The organism is Arcobacter sp. F155 (assembly GCF_004116455.1).
GTDB lineage: Bacteria > Campylobacterota > Campylobacteria > Campylobacterales > Arcobacteraceae > Halarcobacter.
The window spans coordinates 193,498-217,928 of the sequence record NZ_PDJU01000001.1 but is presented as its reverse complement, the minus strand read 5'-3'; the positions used below and the strand labels follow the sequence as shown (position 1 = coordinate 217,928).

General features: G+C 29.1%; 22 protein-coding genes. 10 read left to right on the top strand and 12 right to left on the bottom strand.

Going from position 1 to position 24,431, the window contains the following annotated elements:
• Positions 1-2 precede the first annotated feature (2 nt).
• The 4 genes from CRV03_RS01060 to CRV03_RS01045 form a co-directional block, all read right to left on the bottom strand.
• Positions 3-629, bottom strand: coding sequence for a pseudouridine synthase (locus CRV03_RS01060; protein ID WP_129083288.1), 627 nt, complete (start codon positions 627-629; stop codon positions 3-5).
• 36 nt (positions 630-665) lie between these two features.
• Positions 666-935 carry a Txe/YoeB family addiction module toxin gene (locus CRV03_RS01055; RefSeq protein ID WP_129083287.1) on the bottom strand — a complete coding sequence of 90 codons (270 nt, stop codon included), beginning with the start codon at positions 933-935 and terminating at the stop codon, positions 666-668.
• Entirely contained in the window at positions 929-1,174 is a 246-nt protein-coding gene (locus CRV03_RS01050; RefSeq protein ID WP_129083286.1) for a type II toxin-antitoxin system Phd/YefM family antitoxin, read from the bottom strand. Before CRV03_RS01050 ends, CRV03_RS01055 begins: the two co-directional genes overlap by 7 nt.
• Before the next feature lie 143 nt (positions 1,175-1,317).
• Positions 1,318-2,592: a hypothetical protein gene (locus CRV03_RS01045; RefSeq protein WP_129083285.1), complete on the bottom strand. Its 1,275-nt coding sequence runs from the start codon at positions 2,590-2,592 to the stop codon at positions 1,318-1,320.
• A 310-nt stretch (positions 2,593-2,902) separates the two neighbouring features.
• Here CRV03_RS01045 and CRV03_RS01040 point away from each other — a divergent pair, with 310 nt between their 5' ends.
• On the top strand, positions 2,903-3,073 hold the full coding sequence (locus CRV03_RS01040; RefSeq protein WP_129083284.1) for a phage integrase N-terminal SAM-like domain-containing protein: 171 nt from the start codon (positions 2,903-2,905) through the stop codon (positions 3,071-3,073).
• A gap of 159 nt (positions 3,074-3,232) precedes the next feature.
• Here CRV03_RS01040 and guaA read toward each other — a convergent pair whose 3' ends face one another.
• The 3 genes from guaA to nadB all read right to left on the bottom strand — a co-directional run bounded on the left by guaA (position 3,233) and on the right by nadB (position 7,746).
• A complete protein-coding gene (gene guaA / locus CRV03_RS01035) occupies positions 3,233-4,768 on the bottom strand; it encodes a glutamine-hydrolyzing GMP synthase (RefSeq protein WP_129083283.1) in 1,536 nt (511 codons plus the stop codon).
• 132 nt (positions 4,769-4,900) lie between these two features.
• Positions 4,901-6,295 carry a sodium:proton antiporter NhaD gene (gene nhaD / locus CRV03_RS01030; RefSeq protein ID WP_129083282.1) on the bottom strand — a complete coding sequence of 465 codons (1,395 nt, stop codon included), beginning with the start codon at positions 6,293-6,295 and terminating at the stop codon, positions 4,901-4,903.
• A 2-nt stretch (positions 6,296-6,297) separates the two neighbouring features.
• On the bottom strand, positions 6,298-7,746 hold the full coding sequence (gene nadB, locus CRV03_RS01025; RefSeq protein WP_129083281.1) for an L-aspartate oxidase: 1,449 nt from the start codon (positions 7,744-7,746) through the stop codon (positions 6,298-6,300).
• A 98-nt stretch (positions 7,747-7,844) separates the two neighbouring features.
• Here nadB and CRV03_RS01020 point away from each other — a divergent pair, with 98 nt between their 5' ends.
• Positions 7,845-8,261, top strand: a complete 417-nt coding sequence (locus CRV03_RS01020) for a DUF721 domain-containing protein (RefSeq protein WP_129083280.1) — start codon at positions 7,845-7,847, stop codon at positions 8,259-8,261.
• On the opposite strand, the gene CRV03_RS01015 is transcribed toward CRV03_RS01020, so the two are convergent.
• Entirely contained in the window at positions 8,245-8,886 is a 642-nt protein-coding gene (locus CRV03_RS01015) for a M48 family metallopeptidase (protein WP_129083279.1), read from the bottom strand. The genes CRV03_RS01020 and CRV03_RS01015 overlap by 17 nt on opposite strands.
• Positions 8,887-8,916: 30 nt before the next feature.
• Here CRV03_RS01015 and CRV03_RS01010 point away from each other — a divergent pair, with 30 nt between their 5' ends.
• From CRV03_RS01010 to CRV03_RS00995, 4 genes are read left to right on the top strand one after another with little or no spacing between them, the layout of a single operon-like run.
• Positions 8,917-10,092 carry a pyridoxal phosphate-dependent aminotransferase gene (locus CRV03_RS01010; RefSeq protein ID WP_129083278.1) on the top strand — a complete coding sequence of 392 codons (1,176 nt, stop codon included), beginning with the start codon at positions 8,917-8,919 and terminating at the stop codon, positions 10,090-10,092.
• A 1-nt stretch (position 10,093) separates the two neighbouring features.
• Entirely contained in the window at positions 10,094-10,978 is an 885-nt protein-coding gene (locus tag CRV03_RS01005) for a cation diffusion facilitator family transporter (RefSeq protein WP_129083277.1), read from the top strand.
• A 52-nt stretch (positions 10,979-11,030) separates the two neighbouring features.
• A complete protein-coding gene (locus tag CRV03_RS01000) occupies positions 11,031-13,379 on the top strand; it encodes an HD domain-containing phosphohydrolase (RefSeq protein ID WP_129083276.1) in 2,349 nt (782 codons plus the stop codon).
• On the top strand, positions 13,379-15,559 hold the full coding sequence (locus tag CRV03_RS00995) for a CHASE2 domain-containing protein (RefSeq protein WP_258238962.1): 2,181 nt from the start codon (positions 13,379-13,381) through the stop codon (positions 15,557-15,559). Before CRV03_RS01000 ends, CRV03_RS00995 begins: the two co-directional genes overlap by 1 nt.
• Here CRV03_RS00995 and CRV03_RS00990 read toward each other — a convergent pair.
• From CRV03_RS00990 to CRV03_RS00980, 3 genes are all read right to left on the bottom strand, one after another.
• Positions 15,556-16,857, bottom strand: coding sequence for a porin family protein (locus tag CRV03_RS00990; protein WP_164968590.1), 1,302 nt, complete (start codon positions 16,855-16,857; stop codon positions 15,556-15,558). The genes CRV03_RS00995 and CRV03_RS00990 overlap by 4 nt on opposite strands.
• Before the next feature lie 14 nt (positions 16,858-16,871).
• Positions 16,872-17,687 carry a FecR domain-containing protein gene (locus CRV03_RS00985; protein WP_129083273.1) on the bottom strand — a complete coding sequence of 272 codons (816 nt, stop codon included), beginning with the start codon at positions 17,685-17,687 and terminating at the stop codon, positions 16,872-16,874.
• 95 nt (positions 17,688-17,782) lie between these two features.
• Positions 17,783-18,565, bottom strand: a complete 783-nt coding sequence (locus CRV03_RS00980; protein ID WP_129083272.1) for an AraC family transcriptional regulator — start codon at positions 18,563-18,565, stop codon at positions 17,783-17,785.
• A gap of 176 nt (positions 18,566-18,741) precedes the next feature.
• Here CRV03_RS00980 and abc-f point away from each other — a divergent pair, with 176 nt between their 5' ends.
• Genes abc-f through CRV03_RS00960 form a run of 4 tightly spaced genes read left to right on the top strand, consistent with a single transcriptional unit; the run spans position 18,742 to position 23,565 of the window.
• Entirely contained in the window at positions 18,742-20,697 is a 1,956-nt protein-coding gene (gene abc-f / locus CRV03_RS00975; RefSeq protein WP_129083271.1) for a ribosomal protection-like ABC-F family protein, read from the top strand.
• Between the two features lie 51 nt (positions 20,698-20,748).
• Positions 20,749-21,192: a GatB/YqeY domain-containing protein gene (locus CRV03_RS00970; RefSeq protein WP_129083270.1), complete on the top strand. Its 444-nt coding sequence runs from the start codon at positions 20,749-20,751 to the stop codon at positions 21,190-21,192.
• Between the two features lie 32 nt (positions 21,193-21,224).
• Positions 21,225-22,487 carry a GGDEF domain-containing protein gene (locus CRV03_RS00965; RefSeq protein WP_129083269.1) on the top strand — a complete coding sequence of 421 codons (1,263 nt, stop codon included), beginning with the start codon at positions 21,225-21,227 and terminating at the stop codon, positions 22,485-22,487.
• Positions 22,471-23,565, top strand: a complete 1,095-nt coding sequence (locus CRV03_RS00960; protein ID WP_129083268.1) for a glycoside hydrolase family 3 N-terminal domain-containing protein — start codon at positions 22,471-22,473, stop codon at positions 23,563-23,565. The genes CRV03_RS00965 and CRV03_RS00960 overlap by 17 nt, the downstream gene beginning before the upstream one ends.
• On the opposite strand, the gene CRV03_RS00955 is transcribed toward CRV03_RS00960, so the two are convergent.
• On the bottom strand, positions 23,530-24,300 hold the full coding sequence (locus tag CRV03_RS00955; RefSeq protein WP_129083267.1) for a TIGR02757 family protein: 771 nt from the start codon (positions 24,298-24,300) through the stop codon (positions 23,530-23,532). The two genes, CRV03_RS00960 and CRV03_RS00955, sit on opposite strands and share 36 nt — an antisense overlap.
• Positions 24,301-24,431: the final 131 nt, after the last annotated feature.

Genomic DNA, 24,431 nt, shown 5'->3' with positions numbered 1-24,431 from the left:
TATCAAGTAAGTGCTTCATTTAGGTTGTCTAAAGCTATTACTTCACTTGGTTGGAGGTTTTCGATATGTATATTTCCTATTCGTACTCTTACAAGTCTTAAAGTAGGAAATCCAGCTGCTGCTGTCATCTTTCTTACTTGTCTGTTTTTGCCTTCATTGATTATAATTGATGCCCAAGAAGTTGGTCCATGTCTTGACTTTCGTATATTTCTACAACGTGGTGGTAAAGGTGGTTCATCTTCTATTTTTCTTACTTTGCAAGGAAGCGTCATATATGTCTTACCTTTTACTACAATTTCAAGACCATTTTGCATTTTTTCTATTGCTTCATCTGTAATGATTCCATCTACTTGTACATAGTACTCTTTCTCAACACTTTTATCTCGTACTTTGTAACTTGCCATACCATCTGTAGTAAGTAATAGTAAACCTTCTGAATCCATATCTAATCTACCAATAGCCATAGTATCCTCAGGGAAATCATAATAATCACCCAACAAAGTCTTACTCTTTTTAGGCTTTGGTCTAAACTGACTTACACAGCCCCATGGTTTGAACATTTTGAAGTGGTGGTGCTTTTGAGATGATTGATATTGTTTTGTTAAATTTTCTTGATTAATTGTAGTCATTTATAATTCTTTTTATCAAAGCAAAAAATTGATATCTTATTCTCCATAGTGTGTCCACATTCTAGATATTCTTATTACTTTATCATGTTCTCTTACTTCATATACAAGTCTATGTTGAATATTTATTCTTCTTGAATATGAACCACTTAGATTACCAACTAGCTTTTCATAAGGAGGTGGTTTTTGAAATGGATCTTTTTTGATGATTTTTATAAGTTCTTTTGCTTTTTTGTCTAAATTTGCACTTGATAGTTTTTTAGCATCTTTTAATGCTAATTTACTATAAAGTATTTTATACTCTACCATTCAATATCTTCACTAAACTCTTCATCAGAAGCATTCATTGACTCTTGAATTGAAGAAGCCATCTTAGGGATAGAGTTTAAGTATAATGTTTCTTCTATAGCATTCCAGTCTTCTTGTGAGAGCATAACTACATTGTTTCTTTTTCCTGTAATTAGTATAGGCTCATGACTTTGTGCTGTTTCATCCATAACATTGTAAATATCTGCCCTAACTTGACTTACTGACATAACTCTTGTCATAGTTAACCCTTTTATTTATTTTATATATTGTACTCAATATCGTACGTTTTGTCAATATATGATAATTTTTGTGATAACGGTTGACTTGAGAAATAAATTAGCCGAGGGTAATTTATTTCTCTCCAAGGCTTTGTTAGCCTTAGCTATTTAATAGCATCAAAAAATTCTTTTTCTTTATTTGTATCAATTAATTTATCTAATAACTGAGATTCATTAAAAGTTGTTGATACCTTTTCAGAAATTATATTTCCTAATGTTCTTAATCTATTTAATTTACTTGGTGTTTGTATTCTACTTTGTAATAGGTTACTTTCTTTTATTGTATCAATAAAAGCGATTGAAGCATTATCATCAAATAGAGCAAACATATCCTTAATATTTGAAACAGCACCATCAGCATAAAAATCACTTCTAGCAAATTGTCTACTGTTGCCAGTATATCCAACATATGAATGTGTAAGTGCAGAAACATAATCATTTAATAAATCATTTGGGATATAAGATGCATAAGGTTTTAATAAACTCACATATTTTGTTTCATTTTCCCAACTATCTAAACTATCTTTTAAATTATTGACAAGAGGTTTAATAATATAGTTACGTGAACTTGCAGATAAATAGATTTGTCCATCAACAATTTGAACAAATTTAAATGCTCGTTTGGTTTTATTTTGAATAGATTCAGAAATAATTCCATCAAGCTTTCTTATAATCTGACTTTTATGTTCTTTGGGTAGAACTTTCCATAAAATAGGAGCTATGAATTCAATATTAGATCTAAATTCTGTTGATGTCTCATCAATAATATACGATTGAAATATTCTATTAATTAACTCACTTTTATAAATTTCAGGTAATTCTTCTATAGCATTAGATGCAGCAATTTCATTCCTATCAAAATCAACAGAATTCATTGTCTCTAAATAATCATTAATATCAATAATTTTTGGAGGATATGGTTCATTTAAAACATATTTAATACAATCTTCAAACATCGCTAAAACTTTTATAATAGATGGTTCTGAACTTTTAGGATGACCATAAAATATATGTCTTGTTTCTTTAGCATGTTTTAATATTTTGGATGCTTCAAGTCCAATTACTCCAATTTTATATGCACCGTCTATAAGCTCATCATCATTAACATTACTATAAAAGTCATCATACGACTTAATTTCTCTTCTAAAGTTATTGGTTTTATTAAATAAGGATAAACTTCTGTGAATAATCTTATTGGTTAAATCATCAACAACTGCATTCCAAAATGAACCTATTGCACTTCTGTAACCTTTTGCAGGTAAAACTCTTAGTGCTTCTTCAATATAGGTATTATCTTTAATTTCATCTCTAACATTTGATAAAGACTTTTTAAATAATATTTGCATTTCACTTTCTAGTGGTACTAATTCGTTTGACATATTTTCCCTTCATAGGCTAACTATTTATTAATACTGCATTATATATAAATAATATATAAAATCACCTAATAGTACTACATTTTTTATGATAAGATACTAAATTGATATAAAGGCCTTAAATAAGCTATTTCTAGGATTTTTTTAAATAATATATTACTATATATAATATTTTTTATCATAATTTATATATCTGATATAATTTTCAATGTTAGACTATTAATGTATATCAGTAATAGCTTATCAAAATGTTATACTATTGATTAAAAATCGTAATAGTTTAGCAAAATGTTAAATATATCAGGAGTAAAAAATGGGTAAGAAACTACTAGACATTATGAATGATAAAATAAGATTTAAACATTACAGTATAAAAACAGAGCAAAGTTATATTGGCTGGGCTAAAAGATATATTCTTTATCACAAAAAACGACATCCAAAGGATATGGGGAAAATTGAAATAAGAAGTCCATTGGCTTTTTAAAACTTTCGTTAGAAAATTATTCTAACCTTGAATAAAGCAGTAGATTTTTGATTTAGACAAAGAAGAGAAAAAAATTAGCGAGGGAGTTTACTAGTAGTAAATGACCGACGCTAATTTTATTTTATGATGCAGTATTAATTAAAAAGATACTGTTTTATTTTATTCCCACTCGATAGTTGCTGGTGGTTTTGAGCTGATATCGTACACCACTCTATTAATCCCATCAACTTCATTGATAATTCTTCTAGAAATTGTTTCTAAAACATCATGTGGAATATGTGCAAATGTAGCAGTCATACCATCAGTAGCTTCTACGATTCTAACACATACAGTGTTATCGTAAGTTCTGTTATCACCCATAACACCTACAGATTTTACGTTTAATAGTACTGTAAATGCTTGCCATGTTTTATCATACAATCCAGTTGCATGTAATACATCTAACATGATAGTATCAGCTTTTCTAAGAAGTTCTAAATCAGGCTTATTAACATCACCCATAACTCTAATAGCTAGTCCTGGTCCAGGGAAAGGATGTCTTCCAATCATATCTTTTGGTAATCCAAGCTCTAATCCTAAAAGTCTTACTTCATCTTTGAAGATTTCTCTTAATGGCTCGATTAATTCAAATGTCATCCAATCAGGTAATCCACCTACATTGTGGTGAGATTTGATAGTTTTTGAAGGTCCTTTAACTGATACAGACTCAATAACATCTGTATAAAGTGTACCTTGTGCTAAGAACTCGATTCCATCGTGTTTTTTAGCTTCTTCATCAAATACTTTGATGAAAGTTTCACCAATGATTTTTCTTTTTGTTTCAGGGTCTGTAACACCTGCTAATTTTGAAAGGAACTCTTCCGATGCATCAACAGTGATTAAATCTACACCTCTAGATTTAAACATAGCTTCAACTTGTTCTCTTTCATTTGCTCTTAATAATCCATTGTCAACAAATACTGGAATTAGTTGGTCACCAATTGCTTCAGCTAAAAGTGTAGCAACAACAGAAGAATCAACTCCTCCTGATACACCACATAGTACTTTTTTGCTTCCTACAGTATCTTGGATTTTTTTGATTTGCTCTTTAGCAAATGAACCCATATTCCAAGTTGATTCACAACCACAAATATGTTTTGCGAAGTTTTTAAGGATTTTTGCACCTTGTTCTGAGTGGTAAACTTCTGGGTGGAATTGGAATGCATAAATTCTTTCTTCTAAATTTGCAATTGCTGCAAATGGAGAGTTTTCAGATGTACCAATAACTTCAAAACCATCAGCTAGTTGGTCAACTTTATCACCGTGAGACATCCATACAGTTTGTCCATCAGTAGTATCTTTGAAAATATCACTTTGACTTTCAAAAGTTAATTTTGCTTTTCCATATTCATGATGATCAGCTGGAATTACACTTCCACCAAAGAATTGAGAAATAAGCTGCATACCGTAACAGATTCCTAAAATAGGAAGACCTAGATTAAAAATCTCTTCATCTGGGTGATATGCATCGTTTGCGTAAACTGAAGCTGGTCCACCTGAAAGGATAATACCCTTTGGTGTTCTTGCTAGAATATCTTCAATTCTTTCATTGTAAGGTACAATTTCAGAATAAACACCTGCTTCTCTAAGTTTTCTTGCAATAATTTGTGTATATTGACTACCAAAATCTAATACAACTATTGGTACATGTTTCATTAAACAGATTCCTTTGTTTTTAAAGTATCCGCGATTATATCTAAAGTGTGATTTGAAATTAATTAATAGGAGAGAAAAAAATAAAGAGAAAACTGTATGAAGGGAAAACCTTCATACAATTATATTTGGTAGTTATCCGATGTGATAGAAACCTAAAACTTCGTATTGTAAGTACCAAACTGCAACAGATACAAAGTATCCAATTACAATAGTCCACGCTAATTTCATGTGTGAACCGAAAGTATAAATTCCATGTAATTTACCCATTACACCAACACCTGCTGCTGAACCAAATGAAATCATAGAACCACCAACACCTGCTGTAAGTGTTACAAGCATCCATTGGTCAAGTCCCATTTCTGGACTAGCTTTAAGTACTGCTGACATAACTGGTACGTTATCAACGATAGCTGATAAGAAACCTACACCGATATTTGACCAAGTTGGACCTAATACATCTGGTTGGTAAACAACAACTGCTAAACCTAACCATCCGATGAAATATAAAGCACCAACTGCTGCTAAAATACCAAAGAAGAACATTAATGTATTGTTTTCAATTTTAGCCATTGAGTGGAAAATATTGAAGTGATCAGTACCATATTTTCTTTTTAAACCATAAGAATAAACTTTAAGTAAAGAAAGACCGAACATCATACCCCACATAGCTGGTAAGTGTAATACTTGGTGAGACATTACAGCACAAAAGATTGTAAATACACCAAGTCCCATAACTACTTTAGCACCTTCAGCCATTTCTGGTTTTTTCTCTTTAGATGCATCAAATTCAGGCTTATCATCAGGAACAAACTTAGCTAATAAATAAGCTGTTACTAAATAACCAGTTACAGAAGCTGGGAATAAGAATAAAAAGTCTGTAAATGTTCCCTTACCTGCAGTCCACGCCATAAGTGTAGTAATATCACCAAATGGAGACCAAGCACCACCAGCATTTGCTGCAACAACAATATTAATAGCACCTGGAACTAAGAAATCTTTTCTTGTTTTTTCAATTGTAATTAATACTGTAGAAAGAATTAATGCAGTAGTTAAGTTATCTGCGATAGGAGATAAGAAGAATGCGATAAAACCAGTTACCCAGAACATTTTCTTATAACTATAACCTTTAGATACAAGATTATATTTTAATCTATCAAATACACCCATATGAATTAATGACTCAATATAAGTCATAGCAACAAATAGGAAGAAGAAAATTCCTGCAATTTCTAAAATTAAGTGTTGTGCTTCAGTGTGTACAAGACCTAAGTCTAGACCATTTAGCGCATAATATAAAGCAACTAACATAAACATAAAAGTACCAATAAATAAAGCAGGTTTCGCTTTATCAATCTCATACTTTTCTTCAGCTGCTACAAAATAATAACCGACAACAAAAATAAATAAACACGCAAACCCAACCCATGTCATAGTTAAGTCAGGTGCAACTGCTCCTGCTCCCGAAGGACCACTTGCAGCAAATAATGTTATAGATGACAGAACCAACACCATCAACAATTTCAACATTGTTACTCCTTAATAAAATGAGCTCCAATCGAGACTTGTCTCTCAATTGCAGCTTTTAAAATAGATTTTGCCGTAAGTAGTCTTAAATATAGCAGTCTTCCTACATTTTCTTCTAAAAATTTATCTATTTTTTCAAGTGTAATTTTGAGTGAATCTCTGTCTCTTACTATTGCAGCGTTATCCCACATTAGTTTTCTTAAAGAGTTTTTTATTTCTTTATCTATCTCTTTGTTTCTTATATATTTTTTTATATTTTTTGTATATTTTGTTTCATCAATTTTAAACTCTTCTTTTAAACTCAATTCAACTGCAATTTTAGAAAATACAATTCCTTCAAGTAAAGAGTTTGATGCAAGTCTATTTGCTCCATGAATTCCATTGCAAGCTACTTCACCAACTGCATATAGGTTTTTCATTCCTAGAACTTTTGCATTTATATCTGTCTCAACTCCTCCCATTGCATAATGGAAAGCAGGAGAAATAGGAACTTTCTCAAAAGGAAGTTCAAAACCTAAATCTTTTAGGTTTGAGTAAATATTTGGAAATCTTTTTTTGAAGAAGTTTTTTTCAAACTTATCAAATGATAAATATATAGAAGAGTTTGTTTTTTTATGATAATCAAAAATTGACCTACTAACTACATCTCTTGGAGCTAGTTCACCATCTTTATGATAATCAAATAAAAATCTTCTATCATTTTCATCAACAATATAAGCACCCTCACCTCTTAAAGCTTCACTTAAAAGTGGTTTTCTAGCAAAATGAGTTCCTTTTACAACTGTTGGATGAAACTGCATCATCTCCATATCTTTTAGTTTAAGTCCTTTTTCAACACATAAACCTTGAATCTCCCCTGCAATAGCAGTAGAGTTTGTATGGTATTTATATATTGAACCAACACCTCCACTTGCTATGATAGTATTGTGAGCATAAACTATTTCTTGGTCTGTTTCATTGGTGAAAAATTGAACCCCATAACAAATATCATCTTCAATAAGTAAATCATTTACTACGACATTTGTTCTTATTTCATGATCACAAGTTGAAAGTAAAAACAGGTGAACCATTCTACCTGTAGCATCTCCATCTGCATGTAAAATTCTATTTCTACTATGTGCTGCTTCTTTTGTAAAAGCTAGTTCACCATTGTCATTTAAATCAAACTGTAATCCGGCATTGATTAAATCATCAATACAAGCCCTTGAGTTTTCACTTAAAACCCTAACGGCTTCTTTACTGTTTTGATTAACTCCTGCGGTAAGTGTATCTTTTATATGTGGTTCTATATCATCTTTATCGACAGCAGTAGCAACACCACCTTGGGCCCAAAATGTATTGCAGTTCCAAGGGGATTTTTTACAAAGTACTAAAACTTTTTTGTCTTTGGGAATCAGTCTTGCAGCATTTAATCCTGCAACACCTGTTCCTATAATAATATAGTCATAAACCATTATTTTGATACTTCTTGTTTATTGTCTTCAACATAAGTTGGAGGTGCTTTATAACCACACCCACTAAAAGATAATAAAACTCCTGCTATAATTAGCGTATGAAAAAAATTAACGAAATACTTAGTCATCTTAAGAAAAGTCCTGAATTCAGAAAGATTAATACACAAAAAACTATTCAAGATTTTATCGATTTATTACCACCAAGTTTAAAAAAAGGTGTTAAATTCGCTTATGTAAAAGCTGATATCTTGTATTTTGTATTAACCCATCCTGTTTATAAAATGGAGTTTGAGTATAACAAAGATTTAATAAATACACTATTAAAAAAATATCCCCTAATTGAAGTGAGTCAATTAAAGTTTTTCGTTACAAATAAAAGAGAGAAAAAAGAAGTAAAAAAGGAAGAAAAGTCTTTTTTTACAGAGCGTTCACATGGGATTTTTACAAACTATATTACTGATGAAAAACTTCATGAAAAAGTAGAAGAGATAAGAGCTATTATAAAAAACTCTTAAGAAGCTTTTCTCTTTGCTTATAATCCTTGCAATATCTTTTAACTAAAGCCCAAAAAGCTTTTGAATGATTTTTATGTTCAATATGAGCTAATTCATGTATTACTACATATTCAATTACTTCAAGGGGAAACTGCGTAAGTAAGATATTAAAATTTAATCCATTTTTATAATTACAAGAGCCCCAGGTTCTTTTGTTTTTTCTATACTTTATTGAAGTTGGATAAAGATTCATTTTAGTTGCAAACTCTTCTACTAATTTTGGAATTATTTTTTGAGCTTTTTCTTTATATAATTTATCTAATTCTTCTTCTTTGATATCTTCTAAAGAGTATCTTTTTCCAAACAATAAATAACTGTTTTTATTTTTTTCTTTTCGTAAAAAAACATCTCTTCTATTTACTATCCACTCTTTTTGTCTATTTATTAAATCAACTGCATCTAATTTTGAAAAATATTTATTAGATGATATCTCTAATAGATTTTTATCTTTAAGTCTGAGATATACGTGTTTATTTGATATTTTCTTCTTGACTATAACATTATAAATTTCATAATTAATTTTAACTTTAAACTCTTCTATCACCTTAAACTGACCACTTTCTAAGTAAACTGTAGTTATAATCATACTTTAAATTTACTAAAGGACAAACATAAAATGAAAATTGCAAGTAGAATGGAAAACCTATCGCCATCAGTTACAATGGCAATTACAGCTTTAGCAAGAGAGCTTAAAGCACAAGGTAAAGACATTTTAAGTTTTAGTGCGGGTGAGCCAGATTTTGACACACCTGAAGTTATCAAAGAAGCTGCTATCAAAGCAATCAAAGACGGTCACACAAAATACACTGCTGTAGAAGGTACCATTGAAACGAAAAAAGCAATTATCAAGAAGTTAAAAAAGGACCACGGATTAGATTACGAGCTAGATGAAATCATCGTATCTAATGGAGCAAAACACTCTTTATTTAACCTATTTCAATGTCTTATCGAAGAAGGTGATGAAGTAATTATTCCAGCTCCATACTGGGTTACTTATCCTGAGCAAGTAAAGTTCTCTGATGGAGTTCCTGTATTTATTGAAACAGACGACTCAACAGAGTTCAAAATCACTGCTGAACAATTAAAAGCAGCAATTACAGATAAAACAAAAATCTTACTTTTAAATACTCCATCTAATCCAACTGGTGCAGTATATTCAAAAGAAGAGTTATTATCTTTAGCAGAAGTACTTAAAGGTACTGATATTTTAGTATTTACTGATGAAATGTATGAAAAAATCATGTATGATGGAAAAGAGTTCACAGCAGTAGCTTCTGTAAGTGATGATATGTTCCAAAGAACAGTAACTATTAATGGTATTAGTAAAGCTGTTGCTATGACAGGTTGGAGATACGGATATATCGCAACTCCTCATAAAGCATTAGTAAAAGCTATGACTAAACTTCAAGGTCAAGTAACTTCAAATGTTAACTCAGTAACTTTACAAGCAGCAGTAGCAGCCTTAGATGGAAGTGCAGATGCTGATATCGAAGTTATGAGAAAAGAGTTTGAAAAAAGAAGAAATGTTGCAGTTGAATCTTTCAATGCAATCAATGGAATCTCTTGTGTTGTACCACAAGGAGCTTTCTATCTTTTTGTAAACATTAAAGAAATTGGTGGAGACTCAATGAAATTCTCTGCTGATTTATTAGAAAAAGAAGGTGTAGCAGTTGTTCCAGGTCTTGCATTTGGAACAGAAGGTTACTTTAGATTCTCTTTTGCAACTGATTTAGCTACTATCGAAGAAGGTATTAGAAGAATTAAAAAGTTTGTAGAGGAAAATTACTCTTAATATGACCCCACAAAAAAAAGCAACGGTTGTATCAAGTAGCGTTGCAGCAATTCTTACACTAATCAAATTAGTAGTAGGAATTGCAAGTGGTTCAGTTGCTGTTCTTGCTTCTGCCATTGACTCTGTACTTGATATGTTTGTATCTATCTTCAACTATTTTGCGATTAGTAACTCTGAAAAACCTGCTGATAAACACTTTAACTATGGAAGAGGAAAAATTGAAGCCCTAGCTTCTGTTATTGAAGGTACTATTATTTGTATCTCTGGTCTATTTTTACTTTACCAAGCAATTAAAAAAGCAATCAATGGTGAAACATCACAATACTTAGAGATGTCATTAATTGTAATGACTATTTCAATTGTTATTACAGTAAGTTTAGTTATCTATTTAAATCGTGTAGCAAAACAGACTGGAAGTATGGTTATCAAAGCTGATGCCCTACACTATAAAACAGATGTTTATACAAATGCAGCTGTTTTTGTATCTCTTATTTTAGTAAACTTCACTGGAATTGAACTAATTGATGTAATTGTTGGTGGAGGTATTTCACTTTTTATTATCTATTCTGCTTATGAGCTAATTCAAGATGGTGTTTTAGTTTTACTTGATAGAGCTGTTGATGAAGAAATAGTAAAAGAGATAGTTCAAATTATTAAAAATGAAGAGAAAGTAAATACACACCACTTACTTAAAACAAGAGAAGCAGGAAGCCAAACTTTCGTAGAAGTTCATTTAGTATTTGATTGTGTAATTACTCTTATGGATGCCCATAGAGTATCTGATAAAATAGAAGATAAAATCAAAAAACTAGACCCTAAAAAAGACTGGATTATAAATATTCATATGGATCCTTATGATGACTTTGAAATCAATGAAGAAAAATAGTATACTTATAAAATAAAAAAGTAAATGATTTCTTCATTCATAAGGATTTTAAATGAACTACTTAAAAATACTTGGAGCAAGTGGTAGTAAAACAAAACTTAAAGGAACTACCTCTTTTCAAGTTTTTAAAAGTATTGTAGTTGATGCTGGAAATGTAATCAACTCATTAAGCGATGAAACTCTTTTAATAAATCACATTTTTATTACTCACTCTCACTCTGACCACATAACTGACTTACCTTTTATTATAGAAAGCTTTTATGAAAAAAGAGAAGAGACCCTAAAAGTATATGGTTCAAAAGAGACATTAAACTCTTTAAAAGAACATACTTTTAATGATAAAATTTGGCCAGATTTTACAAAAATTAATCTTCTTAATAGTAATAAAAAAGCTTTAGAGTTTATTGAAATCCATGAAGATGAAACAATAAAAATAGAAAACTATGAGATAACTGCAATAAAAGCTAACCATATAGCTGGTGCATATGGATATCAAATTATAAAAGATGATGATACAGGTTATCTAATAAGTGGTGACACGTACTCAAATCCTAAAATGTGGGAAACTATAAATAATAACAGTAAAATCAAATGTCTTATCGTAGAGTGTTCATTCCCTTCTTATTTAGAACAACTAGCTCAAACAAGTATGCATCTAACTCCAAAGCTATTAAAAGAGGATTTAAAAAATCTAAAAAGAGATGATGTACAAATATTCTTATATCATATTAAACCCTCATATTTTGAAAAGATGGTTGAAGAAATCAATGAGTATGAAATATTAAAAAATGGTGGGAAAATACTAAACGAAGGTGATATAATTCATATTGACACAAAACAAATTGAGTCTGATATTATAAGTCAAAATAAATTTGAAAGAATTATGGATATAAACCTTCAACTTTCAAGTGAACTTGATAAAAGTGTACTTTTTGAAATGATTCTTACTCTTACAAGAGAACTAACTCACTGTGAAGCAGGTACACTATATATTCTATCAAGGGATAAAAAGTCATTAGAGTTTAAAGTAGTTCAAAATGATCCATTAAATATTTTTATGGGAGGAACAAAAGATAATCTAACATGGGATTCTTTGCCTTTATATTTAAATGATGGCTCAAAAAATAAAAGTATGGTTGCAGTAGTTGCAGCTTTAGAGAATAGAATTATCAATATTCCAGATGTTTACAATAATGAAGAGTATAACTTCCAAGGAACTAAAGATTTTGATAAAACAACTGGTTATGAATCAAAATCAATGCTTGTAATTCCATTAGTAAATCATGAAGAAGATGTAATTGGAGTACTTCAACTTATAAACAAAACAAAAATCTCAAAATCAAAAATTCCTTTTAATGAGGAAGATGAAAAAGTAATTAAAGCCTTAGCTTCACAAGCAGCAATGGCTTTAACAAATAGTTTTCTAATAAATAGTTTAGAAGACTTTTTAAATGCTTTTGTGGCAACTATTGCACATGCAATTGATGCAAAATCAAAACATACTAGAAATCATATTGGAAGAGTTGCAAAAGTTGCAAACTATCTTGCTCAAGCAATACATGAAGATAAAACTATCTATAAAGATGTTAGTTATAGTGAAAATGATTTTAGACAAATTGAACTTGCAGCATGGATGCATGATATTGGTAAAATCTCTATGCCTGAATCTGTTATTGACAAATCAACAAAACTAGAGAAAATGATAGATAGAATTGAGTTTATAGAAGAAAGAATTGAAATTTTAAAAAGAGATGAAGAGATAAAACTTCTTAAAAATGAAATTACAAAAGAAGAGTATGATAAAAATATCAAGAACTTCGATGATGATATTAAGTTTCTAAAAAAAGCTAATATTGGTGGTGAGTTCATGAAAGATGAAGATGTTCAAAGAGTTAAATTAATAGCTCAATATAAATACAAAAAAGAAGGAAAAGAGATAAACTTCTTATCTGAAGATGAAGAGTTTAACCTATGTATAAAAAAAGGAACTCTTACAAATGATGAAAAATCAATAATGAACTATCATGCCCAGCTTTCACTTGATATGTTATCATCGTTACCTTTCCCAAAAAAATATAAAGATGTATTAAATATAGCTGCAAACCACCATGAAAAACTAAATGGAAAAGGATATCCAAGAGGATTAGATGAATCTCAATTAGCCTTAGAAGATAGAATTATGATTTTAGCTGATATCTTTGAAGCATTAACATCTAATGATAGACCTTATAAAGATGCTAAAAAACTATCTGAAGTATTTAAAATACTCTCTTTTATGGCAAAAGATGGAGAAATAGATGGAGAGCTTTTAAAATTCTTCCATGAAAATAGTGTTTTACTAAAGTATGCGAAAGAAGAACTTTTTGATTATCAAGTTGATGAATGTAAACTTTTATTTTAATGAATAAATATAGAAAAAAAGCAATAAAGAAATTTTTACTATACTTTTTTGTATCAATTATTATTGCAGTTTTTTCTTCTTCAATTTATATTTTCTTGCCTAAACTACCTGATTCTATTGATAATAGATTACGAGATACTCTTTTTAACATAAGAGGTGAAATTCCAAATACAGATAATGTAATTATCATAGACATAGATGAAAAATCGTTGAGTAAACTAGGTCAATGGCCTTGGCAAAGAAATAAAATTACTAAAATATTAGAAAACCTAACACAAAATGAAATAGGACTAATAGCTTTTGATATTGTTTTTGCAGAAGAAGATAATAGTTCTCCCCACAAAATATTTGAAGAATACAATATCAAAAAAGAAAACATTCCAAACTATGATTTAGAGTTTGCAAAAACAGTTGCTACAACCCCAACAGTACTTGGGTATATTTTTGAATTAGAAGACAAAGAACACTTAGCTCAAGGTTCACCTGAAATACCAGCCATAATTGTTGAAAGAAATAAACAACTAGGAGTTGAGTCTTTAATTAAAGCCCATGGAACAATCTTAAATATCCCAATTTTACAAAACAACTCTTATAGTAGTGGTTTTTTTAATAATATCCCTGATAACTCAGGAATTGTAAGAAGTGTACCCCTTGTTATCTCTTATGATGATGTTATCTATCCTTCATTATCCTTAGAGATTTTAAGAGTAATAACTCAAACAAATAAAGTAGTTGTTAATTATGATGAGCAAGGAATTGAAAATATCTCTTTAGGAGATTTACAAATTCCAACTGACAGGCATGGAAGAATTTTAGTTAACTTTAGAGGTAAAGAAGGTAATTTCAAATACTACTCTGCAATTGATATTTATGAAAATAAAATTGATAAAAAAGAGTTAAAAGGTAAAATTGCACTTATAGGAACTTCTGCAGCAGGATTGCTTGATTTAAGAGCGACTCCTTTTGAATCTATTTACCCAGGAGTTGAAGTTCATGCAAACGTTATTGACAATATTATAAAAGGTGATTTTATTTATAAAGCTTCTTGGATAGATGGGGCAAATATCACTTTAATATTTTTCCTTTCTATTATCACTGTACTTATGATTACTTATACTGCTTTTTGGTTTAAACCTATAGGTACTATTTTTTTACTATGTAGTTTTGGAGTATTTAGTTATTATGTTCTATTCACCCAAGGGATTGTTCTAAATATATTTTTTCCATTGGCTACAATTATTTTTGCAGCTGTTATTACAACCTTATTTGACTACTTTTATGAGATAAAGCAAGAGGAAGCTATAAAAAAGAAATTTGCATCAAAAGTATCAAAAGAGGTAATGGACAACCTTCTTAAAAATATTGATAGTAATGAGTTTCAAGCTATGGAAAAAGAAGTAACAGTCTTTTTTAGTGATGTAAGAGGTTTTACAAATATCTCAGAACAGATGAATGATGCTAAAAAACTTATTTCATACCTAAATCAGTATATGGAACCTATGAGTAATATAATTACAAAATATGAAGGAACTATTGATAAATATATTGGTGATGCAATTATGGCTTACTGGAATGCTCCAGCAGAGGTGAAAAACCATGCTGATAAAGCTGTAAGTGCATCTTTATATCAAATAAAAGAGCTTGAACCTCTAAATAAAAAACTTCAAGAAGAGAATAAACCTTTAGTAGATATTGGTATTGGATTAAATACTGGTCTTGCTATTGTTGGAGAAATGGGAAGTTCTTTAAGAAGTGACTATACTGTTATTGGAGATACAATTAATCTAGGTGCAAGATTAGAATCTCTTTGTAAATATTATGATTCAAAACTAAATATCTCAAACTTTACAAAAGAAAAACTAGAAAAAGAGTATATCTTTAGATTCTTAGATTATGTAAAAGTAAAAGGCAAAAACAGACCTGTAGAGATTTGGCAAGTTATTGATTTTGGAAATGCAGATAAAGTATTACAAGAAGAGTTAGACTTACACCACAAAGCAATAGAACTATATAAAAACTCAAACTTTAAAGAAGCACTAGAGATATTTGAAAAGTTAGAAAACAATGAAAATAAAACAAACAAAAAGATATATAAAATATATATAAAAAGATGTAAAGAGTTTATGTTAGCTCCACCAAAAGATTTTGATGGAGTTTATAAACACAATACCAAAGCTTAAAAGCTATAAGACAAGTTTGTATTTAAGATATATTTATCATATTCGTATGAATCATGATTTGAGTTAAGGTCTATTATTTTTCCACCCACTTTTAAAAATAAACTTTCAGAAATAGGTTTATGAAGCGATACAGAATAGTTGTAGCTTTTATTTTCTCTTTTTGATTGATAATTTATATCATCATCTAAGTAATCAGTTTTTTTATAAGAGATTGATGTTCTAAGAATTGAGTCATCAAAAATATTATAACTATTTTGAAGAGATAAAGAATAAAATTCTCTAGATACATCTGTTCTTTCAGTATATAATCTTAACTCTTTTCCTAAAAGAAGACTAAAGTTAAAAATACCAAATTGTTCACTTGAATATCTTAATGAGTTTAAAAAAGAGTAATGATTGGAACTTCTTTCTTTTTCCCCTGTATAGTTAACCTTACCTAGTTTTAAAGAGGTAGTATAAAGTAAGTCTTCAGATAAAATCTTTTTGTAGCTAGGATTTAAGTAATAATTACTTTGGTATTTTTCATGTCCAGAATAAACTAAATCATATAAAACACCCAATGAATAACTATAATCACTTTTATAAACTGTTGGGCTAACATTTAAAGATAATACATGTAAATCTTTCTCTTTAAAATTATTATACTTCATAAATAAAGGAACTATAGTTGTATTTAATATAAAATCATCTGATATTCTATATCTATGTAATATAGGTACTGCAACTTGAAAAATAGTAGCAGACTGCTCTTTTGAATTATTATCAACTGTGATATTTGTATCTAAAACAGGACTATAGATATCAAAAGTTTTTGAATCCGAACTTGAATTTACATTTGAGTCATACATAATTCCAAATAGAAGAGAAGTATTTAAAGTAGAGTTTTTATTAGTTGATTCAAGGGATTTTATCTTTTTGTTTACTACTTCTTTAAGATTAAGAGGTATATCTTCATTAGATACAGACTTGAACTCATTTAAAGCCTGTTCATATAACTTCATCTTTAAATATGTTTGTGCTAACTCAATTTTAACCTCAGCATTATTTCGTTCATTAAATAAAATTCTTTCATAAACACTTGATGCATACTCGTAATTACCAAGTTCATAAGCACTTCTTCCCAAATAAAAGTTAACAAGAGTATTCTTTGATTTTTCATAAGCTAAAGAATCTAATATCTCATAAGCTTTTTGATAATTTCCTTCTTTAAAACTTTTTAATGCACTATCATAACTTTGGTTTGTATTTGCATTTGCAAAAGTAAAAAGAAGTGAACTTATAATTAATATTTTTTTCATTTGTAATCTCATCATTAAGGGCTCTGATTCTCTACAGGATCTTGATTTTCTACAGGAGTTTGGTTTTGGATTTCTTCAACCTTCTCATCAATATCTACATCCAATACATCTCTATTGTCTTCAAAACTTTGTTGTTCTACTATATCTTGAATAGGTATTGTATTATCAAATGAAGATGGTATTATTTCTCTTTTTATTTTATTAGTTGGATTAGCTTTTAAAAGTTGCTCTCTTTCTAGTTTAAAGCCTTCATCTAATTTATCAAGAGCGTCTTCATTAAATGGTTTTACTTCTAACCTACTAACTGGCGCACCCTTTTTAAATAGTTCTACAAAATGACCTTGAGGAACAAATACACTTTCACCTGTTCTATTGCTAATTATTATAATCTCATTTCTTAGACAACTTATAATCTCTTCATTACCTAAAATAATAGTTCCTCGAATACCAATTGTTGCATTTTTTGTTCTTAGTTTAAATTTCTCTCTATTTATTTTCCCTATATTTCCAGAGATTGTTTTAAATGCACCCTTAAAAAAATTCAAGTCTGTTTTTGAGTTTTTTGGATTATTTGTATCATAGACATATTCATTTATATCTAATGCAGAGTTCTTTCCAATAGTAACAACTGTTTTATCATTAAAAACAATTTGTACTTTTGCATTTTTCTGCGTGTATATAGTGTCTTTTTCTTCCAAGACTACACCCACTTTTGCCGTTATACTATCATTTCCTCTTTTAACATTGGCATCTCCAACAACTGCTGAGATTTTACCAATGTTTGCAAAAGCTGAAATAAATAGTAACATCAGTCCTATTATAATTTTCACTTTGTGCCCTTTTTAAATAAATACATTATTTTATCTAATTTTTTCAAAAAATAAAAATTTCATAGGTTATTTTATAATTAATTTAACGATTATTCTTAAAGCTGAGAGATATACTGTAAGGGAGTGAGTCCATATACTTTTTTAAAATTACGATTATAATGAGAAAGGTCAGTAAAACCAAACTCAACTACTGCAGCGTAAATATCTTTTGTGATTTCCAAATATTTTTTTGAGTGAACTACTTTTGCATTTAGAAAAAACTGATATGGTGTTATTCCTGTATTTGCTTTAAAAAGTCTTATAAATTCAAACTTTGAAAGGCTTAGTTTCTTTGCAATATCCTCCAAATATAAAACATTGTCTAATTCATAATATATCATCTCTTTTGCTTTTTTAATAAGTTGATTTTCATTTTTATAATTATTTAAAAAAAGCTCTTTTGATGAAAAGTTATCTACTAATTCTAAATATAACTCATTACACAAAGCATCATCATAGTTGTTTAAAACTGCTTTTGATAAATTTAAAATATCTACTTTCAATTTATCTTTGTAAACAATTGGCTCAGAAAAAGTCACTATATCTTTTTGATTAACACCTTCTAAAAATAGTTCTGGTTTGATATAAAGCATGACATAATCAATACCTTCTTTATAGTGCCCTGCTTTTCCATCATGCACTTGCTCTGGATTAAAAAGCATTACACCATTTGCATAAGAAGCCTTTGACCAACCTTCTAACTTATACTCTTGAACACCCCTAAGTGTCACTCCTAGAGCATACTCTTCATGGGCATGTTTTTTATAAGAAAATTTGTTCATCTTTGCTGATAATGCTGTTATACCTAATTCACTATTTTTATATATAAATTTATCCATCTTTATACTTATTAATTGTTTTTTGTATTTTACTAAATTTTATTTTCTTCTCATAGTATATTATTGCAAAGCTTCATAATATACAATTTTAACTACTTTTTAGATATTATATCTACCTTTAAATAGATTATTAAACAGACTTAAAACTTAAAAAGTCTTAGGAGAAATATAAGCTTATGGCGTTAATAGACTTACAAAACATTTCAAAGCAATATGATGTAAAAACAATACTTAAAGATGCTAACTTCACTTTACTAGAAGGTCAAAGAATAGCTGTAATTGGTCAAAATGGACAAGGAAAATCAACACTTTTTAAAATCATTACGAATCAAGTTGAACCTGACCATGGCGAGATATCTATTGACAAGTCTTTAAAAATAGAGATGCTTGACCAGCAACCAAAGTTTAAAGCAGGTCTTAAAGTAAGAGATGCCATTGAAGCACAACTTGCAGAGATAAAAGATGCAAAAAAAGAGTATGAAGAATTAACTTTAAAACTAGCAACAGATTATGAAAATCAAGAGTTAATAAAAAGACAAAGTCAACTTGCTACTTTTATTGACTTCCACAATGCTTGGGATTTAGATAATACTATTGAAAGAGTGTTAAAAGAGTTTCAATTAAAACAGTATGAACACAAAGATGTAAATCTTTTAAGTGGAGGAGAGCAAAGAAGAGTAAGTTTAGCTGGTTTACTTCTTAAAAAACCTGATATTCTACTCCTTGATGAGCCTACAAACCACCTTGATGTCTATATGGTTGAGTTCTTAGAGAGTCTTCTTTTAAAAAACAATTTTACTCTACTTTTCATTTCACACGATAGATATTTTATTGATAATATTGCAACTTCAGTTGTAGAAGTTGAAGGTGGAAATCTAAAAAGATTTGATGGTGGATACTCTTCATATTTAGAACAAAAGCAACAAATGCTTGAGAATATGCAAAAAGACCATGAAAACCTTCTTCGACTTGTAAAAAGAGAAGCTCACTGGATGCAAAGAGGGGTTACTGCTAGAAGAAAAAGAAATGAAAGAAGAAAAGCAGAATACTTTGATTTAAAGAAAAAAGCAAAATCAAATCCTGCAGCTATTAAAAAGATGAGCCTAGAACTACAAAGGGAACAAAAAGCATTTAACAACGAAGAGAAACAAAGAAATAAAAAGAAAATGCTTTATGAGTTAGATAATATCTATAAAACTTTAGGTGATAAAGAGTTAATCAAAGACTTTACTACAAGAATCTTACAAAAAGATACTATTGCAATTGTTGGACCAAATGGAAGTGGAAAATCAACTCTACTTAAAATCTTTATGGAAAAACTTGAAATTGATAGTGGAAAACTTAAAAAAGGTGATTTTAATATTGGCTACTTTGACCAACAAAGAGATATGTTAGATGATTCTAAAAACCTTATGGAAACTTTCTGCCCAAATGGTGGGGATAGAGTTGTTTTAGATGATGGAAGAACTATGCATGTATTTGGATATTTAAAAAACTTCCTTTTCCCAAGAGAGTATTTAGACAAAAAAATTGGTGTTTTAAGTGGTGGAGAAAAAAATAGAGTTGCCTTAGCTCTTTTATTTACTAAAAATGTTGACTGTTTAATCCTTGATGAGCCAACTAATGATTTAGATATCCCTACAATTAACATCTTAGAAGAGTATTTACAAAACTTCCAAGGAGCACTTATCTTTGTATCTCACGATAGATATTTTGTGGATAAAATTGCTAAAAAACTATTTGTATTTAAAGGAGATGGATTAGTTGAAGAAAGCTATCAGCCTTATACTGAGTACTTAGAAATAGAAAAAGAGTTAAGAGAGTTAGAGTCTTTAGAAAAAGAGAACTCAAAACAAGAAAGTAATACAAATACTAAATTAACAAATAAAGAAAAAAAGCAAACAAAACTATCATATAAAGACCAAAGAGATTATGACTCTTTACCAAAAGAGATAGAAGAGCTTGAAGAGCAAATAGAAAAGATAAATGAATGTCTTGCAAATCCTTCTTGCTATGAACAAAAAGGAATAGTAGCTGTTTCAAAAGAGCTAGAAGAAGCAGAAGAGATATATGAACAAAAAGTTGAAAGGTTCCTAGAGCTTGAAGAGCTTGTTGAAAGTTTTAACAAGTAGTTCAAAATAGTTAAGATATAATGATAAATAAATAATTGATAAAGGAATTTTATGAGTTTAAAACAAAAATTAAAAGATGATTTAAAATTAGCTATGAGAGAAAAAAACATAGTAAAAAGAGACTCAATTAGATCTATTAATACAATGATAAAACAAATTGAAGTAGATGAAAGAAAAGAGTTAAATGATGAAGATATTTTAAAGCTTATTCAAAAGGGAATTAAACAAAGAGAAGAAGCAATTGCTCAGTATAAAGAAGCATCAAGAGAAGATTTAGTTGAAAAAGAGCAAGAGCAAGTAGATGTTTTCAAAGAGTATATGCCACAACAATTATCAGATGAAGACTTAGAAACAGCAATGAAAGAGATTATTGCTGAAGTAGCAGCAACTACAATTAAAGATATGGGTAAAGTTATGGGAACTGCATCTAAAAAACTTGCTGGTGTTGCTGATGGAAAAAGAATTAATGAAATGACAAAGAAACTATTAGGGTAAAACTGTAGTAAAAACTTTTAGGAATAGTACTTATGGAAAAAAATATAAATAGCATTGTAAAAGACGCATTAATTAACCTAAAGAAAAAAGGTATTGATGCTACTCCAAATGAATATCATAAAGAGTTTTGCAAGGTTTCTAAAACTTACAATCTGTCAGTTACAGAGTGTGAGCAGTTTAAAGAGCTAGTTAGCAAACTTAGTAAAAATGAACAAATCGAGATTGAAGCAAAAGGTATACAAACTTTTGAAGATATGATTCCTATTTTACTAAATAGAGTATCAAAGGACAATGTAAATACTTTAGCCAAGCTATTCCAAGAAGCAGTTACACCATCAATTAGTATTGATGTAGATGAAAACCTAAAAAACTTCTCTATAAAAATAGGAAACTCCCCTGCTTTATTATTTGAAGAAGATATTCAAAAAGAGATGCAAGAGTTTATTACAAAAAGATTTGAAGCTGATAAAAAAGTAGTTAAACAAAAGACTTCTGATATTGCTAAACTACTTACACTTATGGGACAGTACTTTAATGATGCTATTCATAGTAGTGGAAAAGGTTCACAAGAAGTTTCTAATATCAAAACTCAAATTGAATCAATTGATATGCAAAAATCAACTGGTTTTGAAGAGCTTACAGAACTTCAAACAAAACTTATTGATGCTGCACTAACTATTGAAAGTGAGATGTCTAATGTTGGAGAAAAGTTAAACTCAGGAAGAACAGAAGTTGAAGCTTTAGAACAAAAGATAAAAAAACTTGAACAAGAGCTAGATAAAACAAAAGAGAAAAGTACGAAAGACCACTTAACAGGTGTTTTAACTAGAGGAGCCTATGAAGAAGCTATCAAAAAAATAGAGAGTGAATTTGATAGAAATAATACACAATATGCAATTATATTCTTTGATTTAGACCACTTCAAAAAAATAAATGACAACTATGGACACCAAGCAGGAGATATTATACTTTCTACTTTTGCAAAGGTTTTAAATAAAAACACAAGAGAGTTTGATGTTGTAGGAAGATATGGTGGTGAAGAGTTTGTTGCAATTGTTCACTTCAATCTAAAAAGAGAACTTCTTAAATATTTAAAAAGAATAAAAACAATCATCAATGACAATGACTTTATTTATAAAAAAGATAAGATTCATGTAACTTTCTCTGCAGGAGTTGCTATTAGAAACAACCACCTATCATATGAAAATGCTATTCAAAAAGCAGATGTACTTTTATATGAAGCAAAAGAAGGTGGAAGAAATAAGATTATAATTGAAGATGGTACAGTTATTTAAACTTCTTTTTGTAGTCTCTTTTTTATTCTCTTCTTTAGTTGCAAAAGAAAACTACAAAGAGGAAGAGATAAAAAAACTTATAGGAAGAACTATTATTTTAGGTTTTGATAGTTTTTCTTTAGATACTCAATTAAAAAACGATATTAAAAAATATAACCTTGGTGGTATAATTTTATTTAGTAAAAATTATAAAACTAATGAAATAAAAAATATACAAAACCCTACTCAACTTAAAGCATTAACTTCAAGTATTCAAGAATATTCAGACTATAAAATGTTTATTTCTATTGACCAAGAAGGTGGTAAGGTTCAAAGACTAAATAAAAATAATGGTTTTACTTCTTACCCTACTGCAAAAGTGATTGCTAAAAAATCAAAAGATGAAATAAGAACTATTTACTCAAACCTAGCAGATGAGTTAAAAGAGTATGGCTTTAATCTAAACTTTGCACCAGTAGTTGATTTGAATATTAACAAAGACAACTATGTAATAAATAAACTTGAAAGGTCATACTCAAAAGATACTAAAGAAGTTGTAGATATAGCACAAATATTTATAGAAGAGCAAAAGAGAAATGGTATATATTCTGTTTTAAAACACTTTCCAGGGCATGGTTCTTCAAAGGCTGATTCACACAAAGGGTTTGTAGATATTTCAAATACTTGGAGCAAAAAAGAGTTAACTCCATATAAGAAACTAATAGCCAAAAACAAAGTTGATTTTATAATGACTGCCCATGTTTTTAATAAGCATCTTGATAAAGATTATCCTGGAACTTTATCTTATAATATAAATACTAAACTTTTAAGAGAGAAACTTAACTTTAAAGGTCTTATTGTAAGTGATGATTTACAGATGAAAGCAATAGCTAATCACTATACTTTAAAACAGACATTAGAACTAGCTATTAACTCAGGAGTAAATATTTTAGTCTTTGGAAATCAGCTTGGAGATACAGAGCTTGAAACAATAGTTAATACAACCTATGAGTTAATAGAAGAAAAGAGAATACCCCTTTCAAAGATTATTGAATCAAATAGACTAATCAATAATCTTTTCTTGCCCAATCCTGTATAAAGCAAAATCATATTTTATAGGATCAAGATTATCAAACTCTTTTAACTTTTCAGTAATTAAAATAGCTGATTTTAAATCGTAAGTTTTCCTATCAAGTAATCCAAGTTTTTGAGATACTTTAAAAGTGTGTGTATCAAGGGGAAGAATTAAATCTTTTTTATCTATACCTTTCCACAAACCTAAGTCAAGATTATCATTTCTAACCATCCATCTTAAGTACATCATCCATCTTTTGTATGGAGCATTTCCTATCTCTTTTATCTGTCCTTGTTTATCTCTTTTTAATGGACTTGAAACTAAAAAAGTGAAACCTTGAGAACTATAGTTTGCTATTTTATGTATTTTTAAAATAAGAGAATCAAGAGCTTCTAATATATTATTCTCTTTTTTGTAACTTTGAAAGAATATATCATTTAAGCTATCTTCTTGTCTCATACGTCTAAAGGTTCTAAAAATAGTTTTTACATCTTCACTATTTTGAAATCTATAATAAAAACTTTCAAGCTCTTTATCTATAACTTCTTCTTTTTCATTTAGTAAGTCAAAGTTTAAACTATCTAAAAACTTTACTATCAATGAAGCTTTCCCATACCCAAACAAGGCACATAAAAGTATTATATATTCATCTTTATATCTACTTGCTACTAAAAGTGGATCTGGTCTTTCATATGAAAGCTCACAATTATTATTTCTATTACAAACTTCTTTATCTAAAAGTTCTTTTATTGAATTCATTATCTCTCTTGAAATTTTTGTTTATCATATCAAAAAAGTATAAATTGATAATAAATAGCCTAAAAATATACAAGTTCTAAAAGCTATTTGTAATAAAATATGGAATAATATATAATCTATAACTATATTAA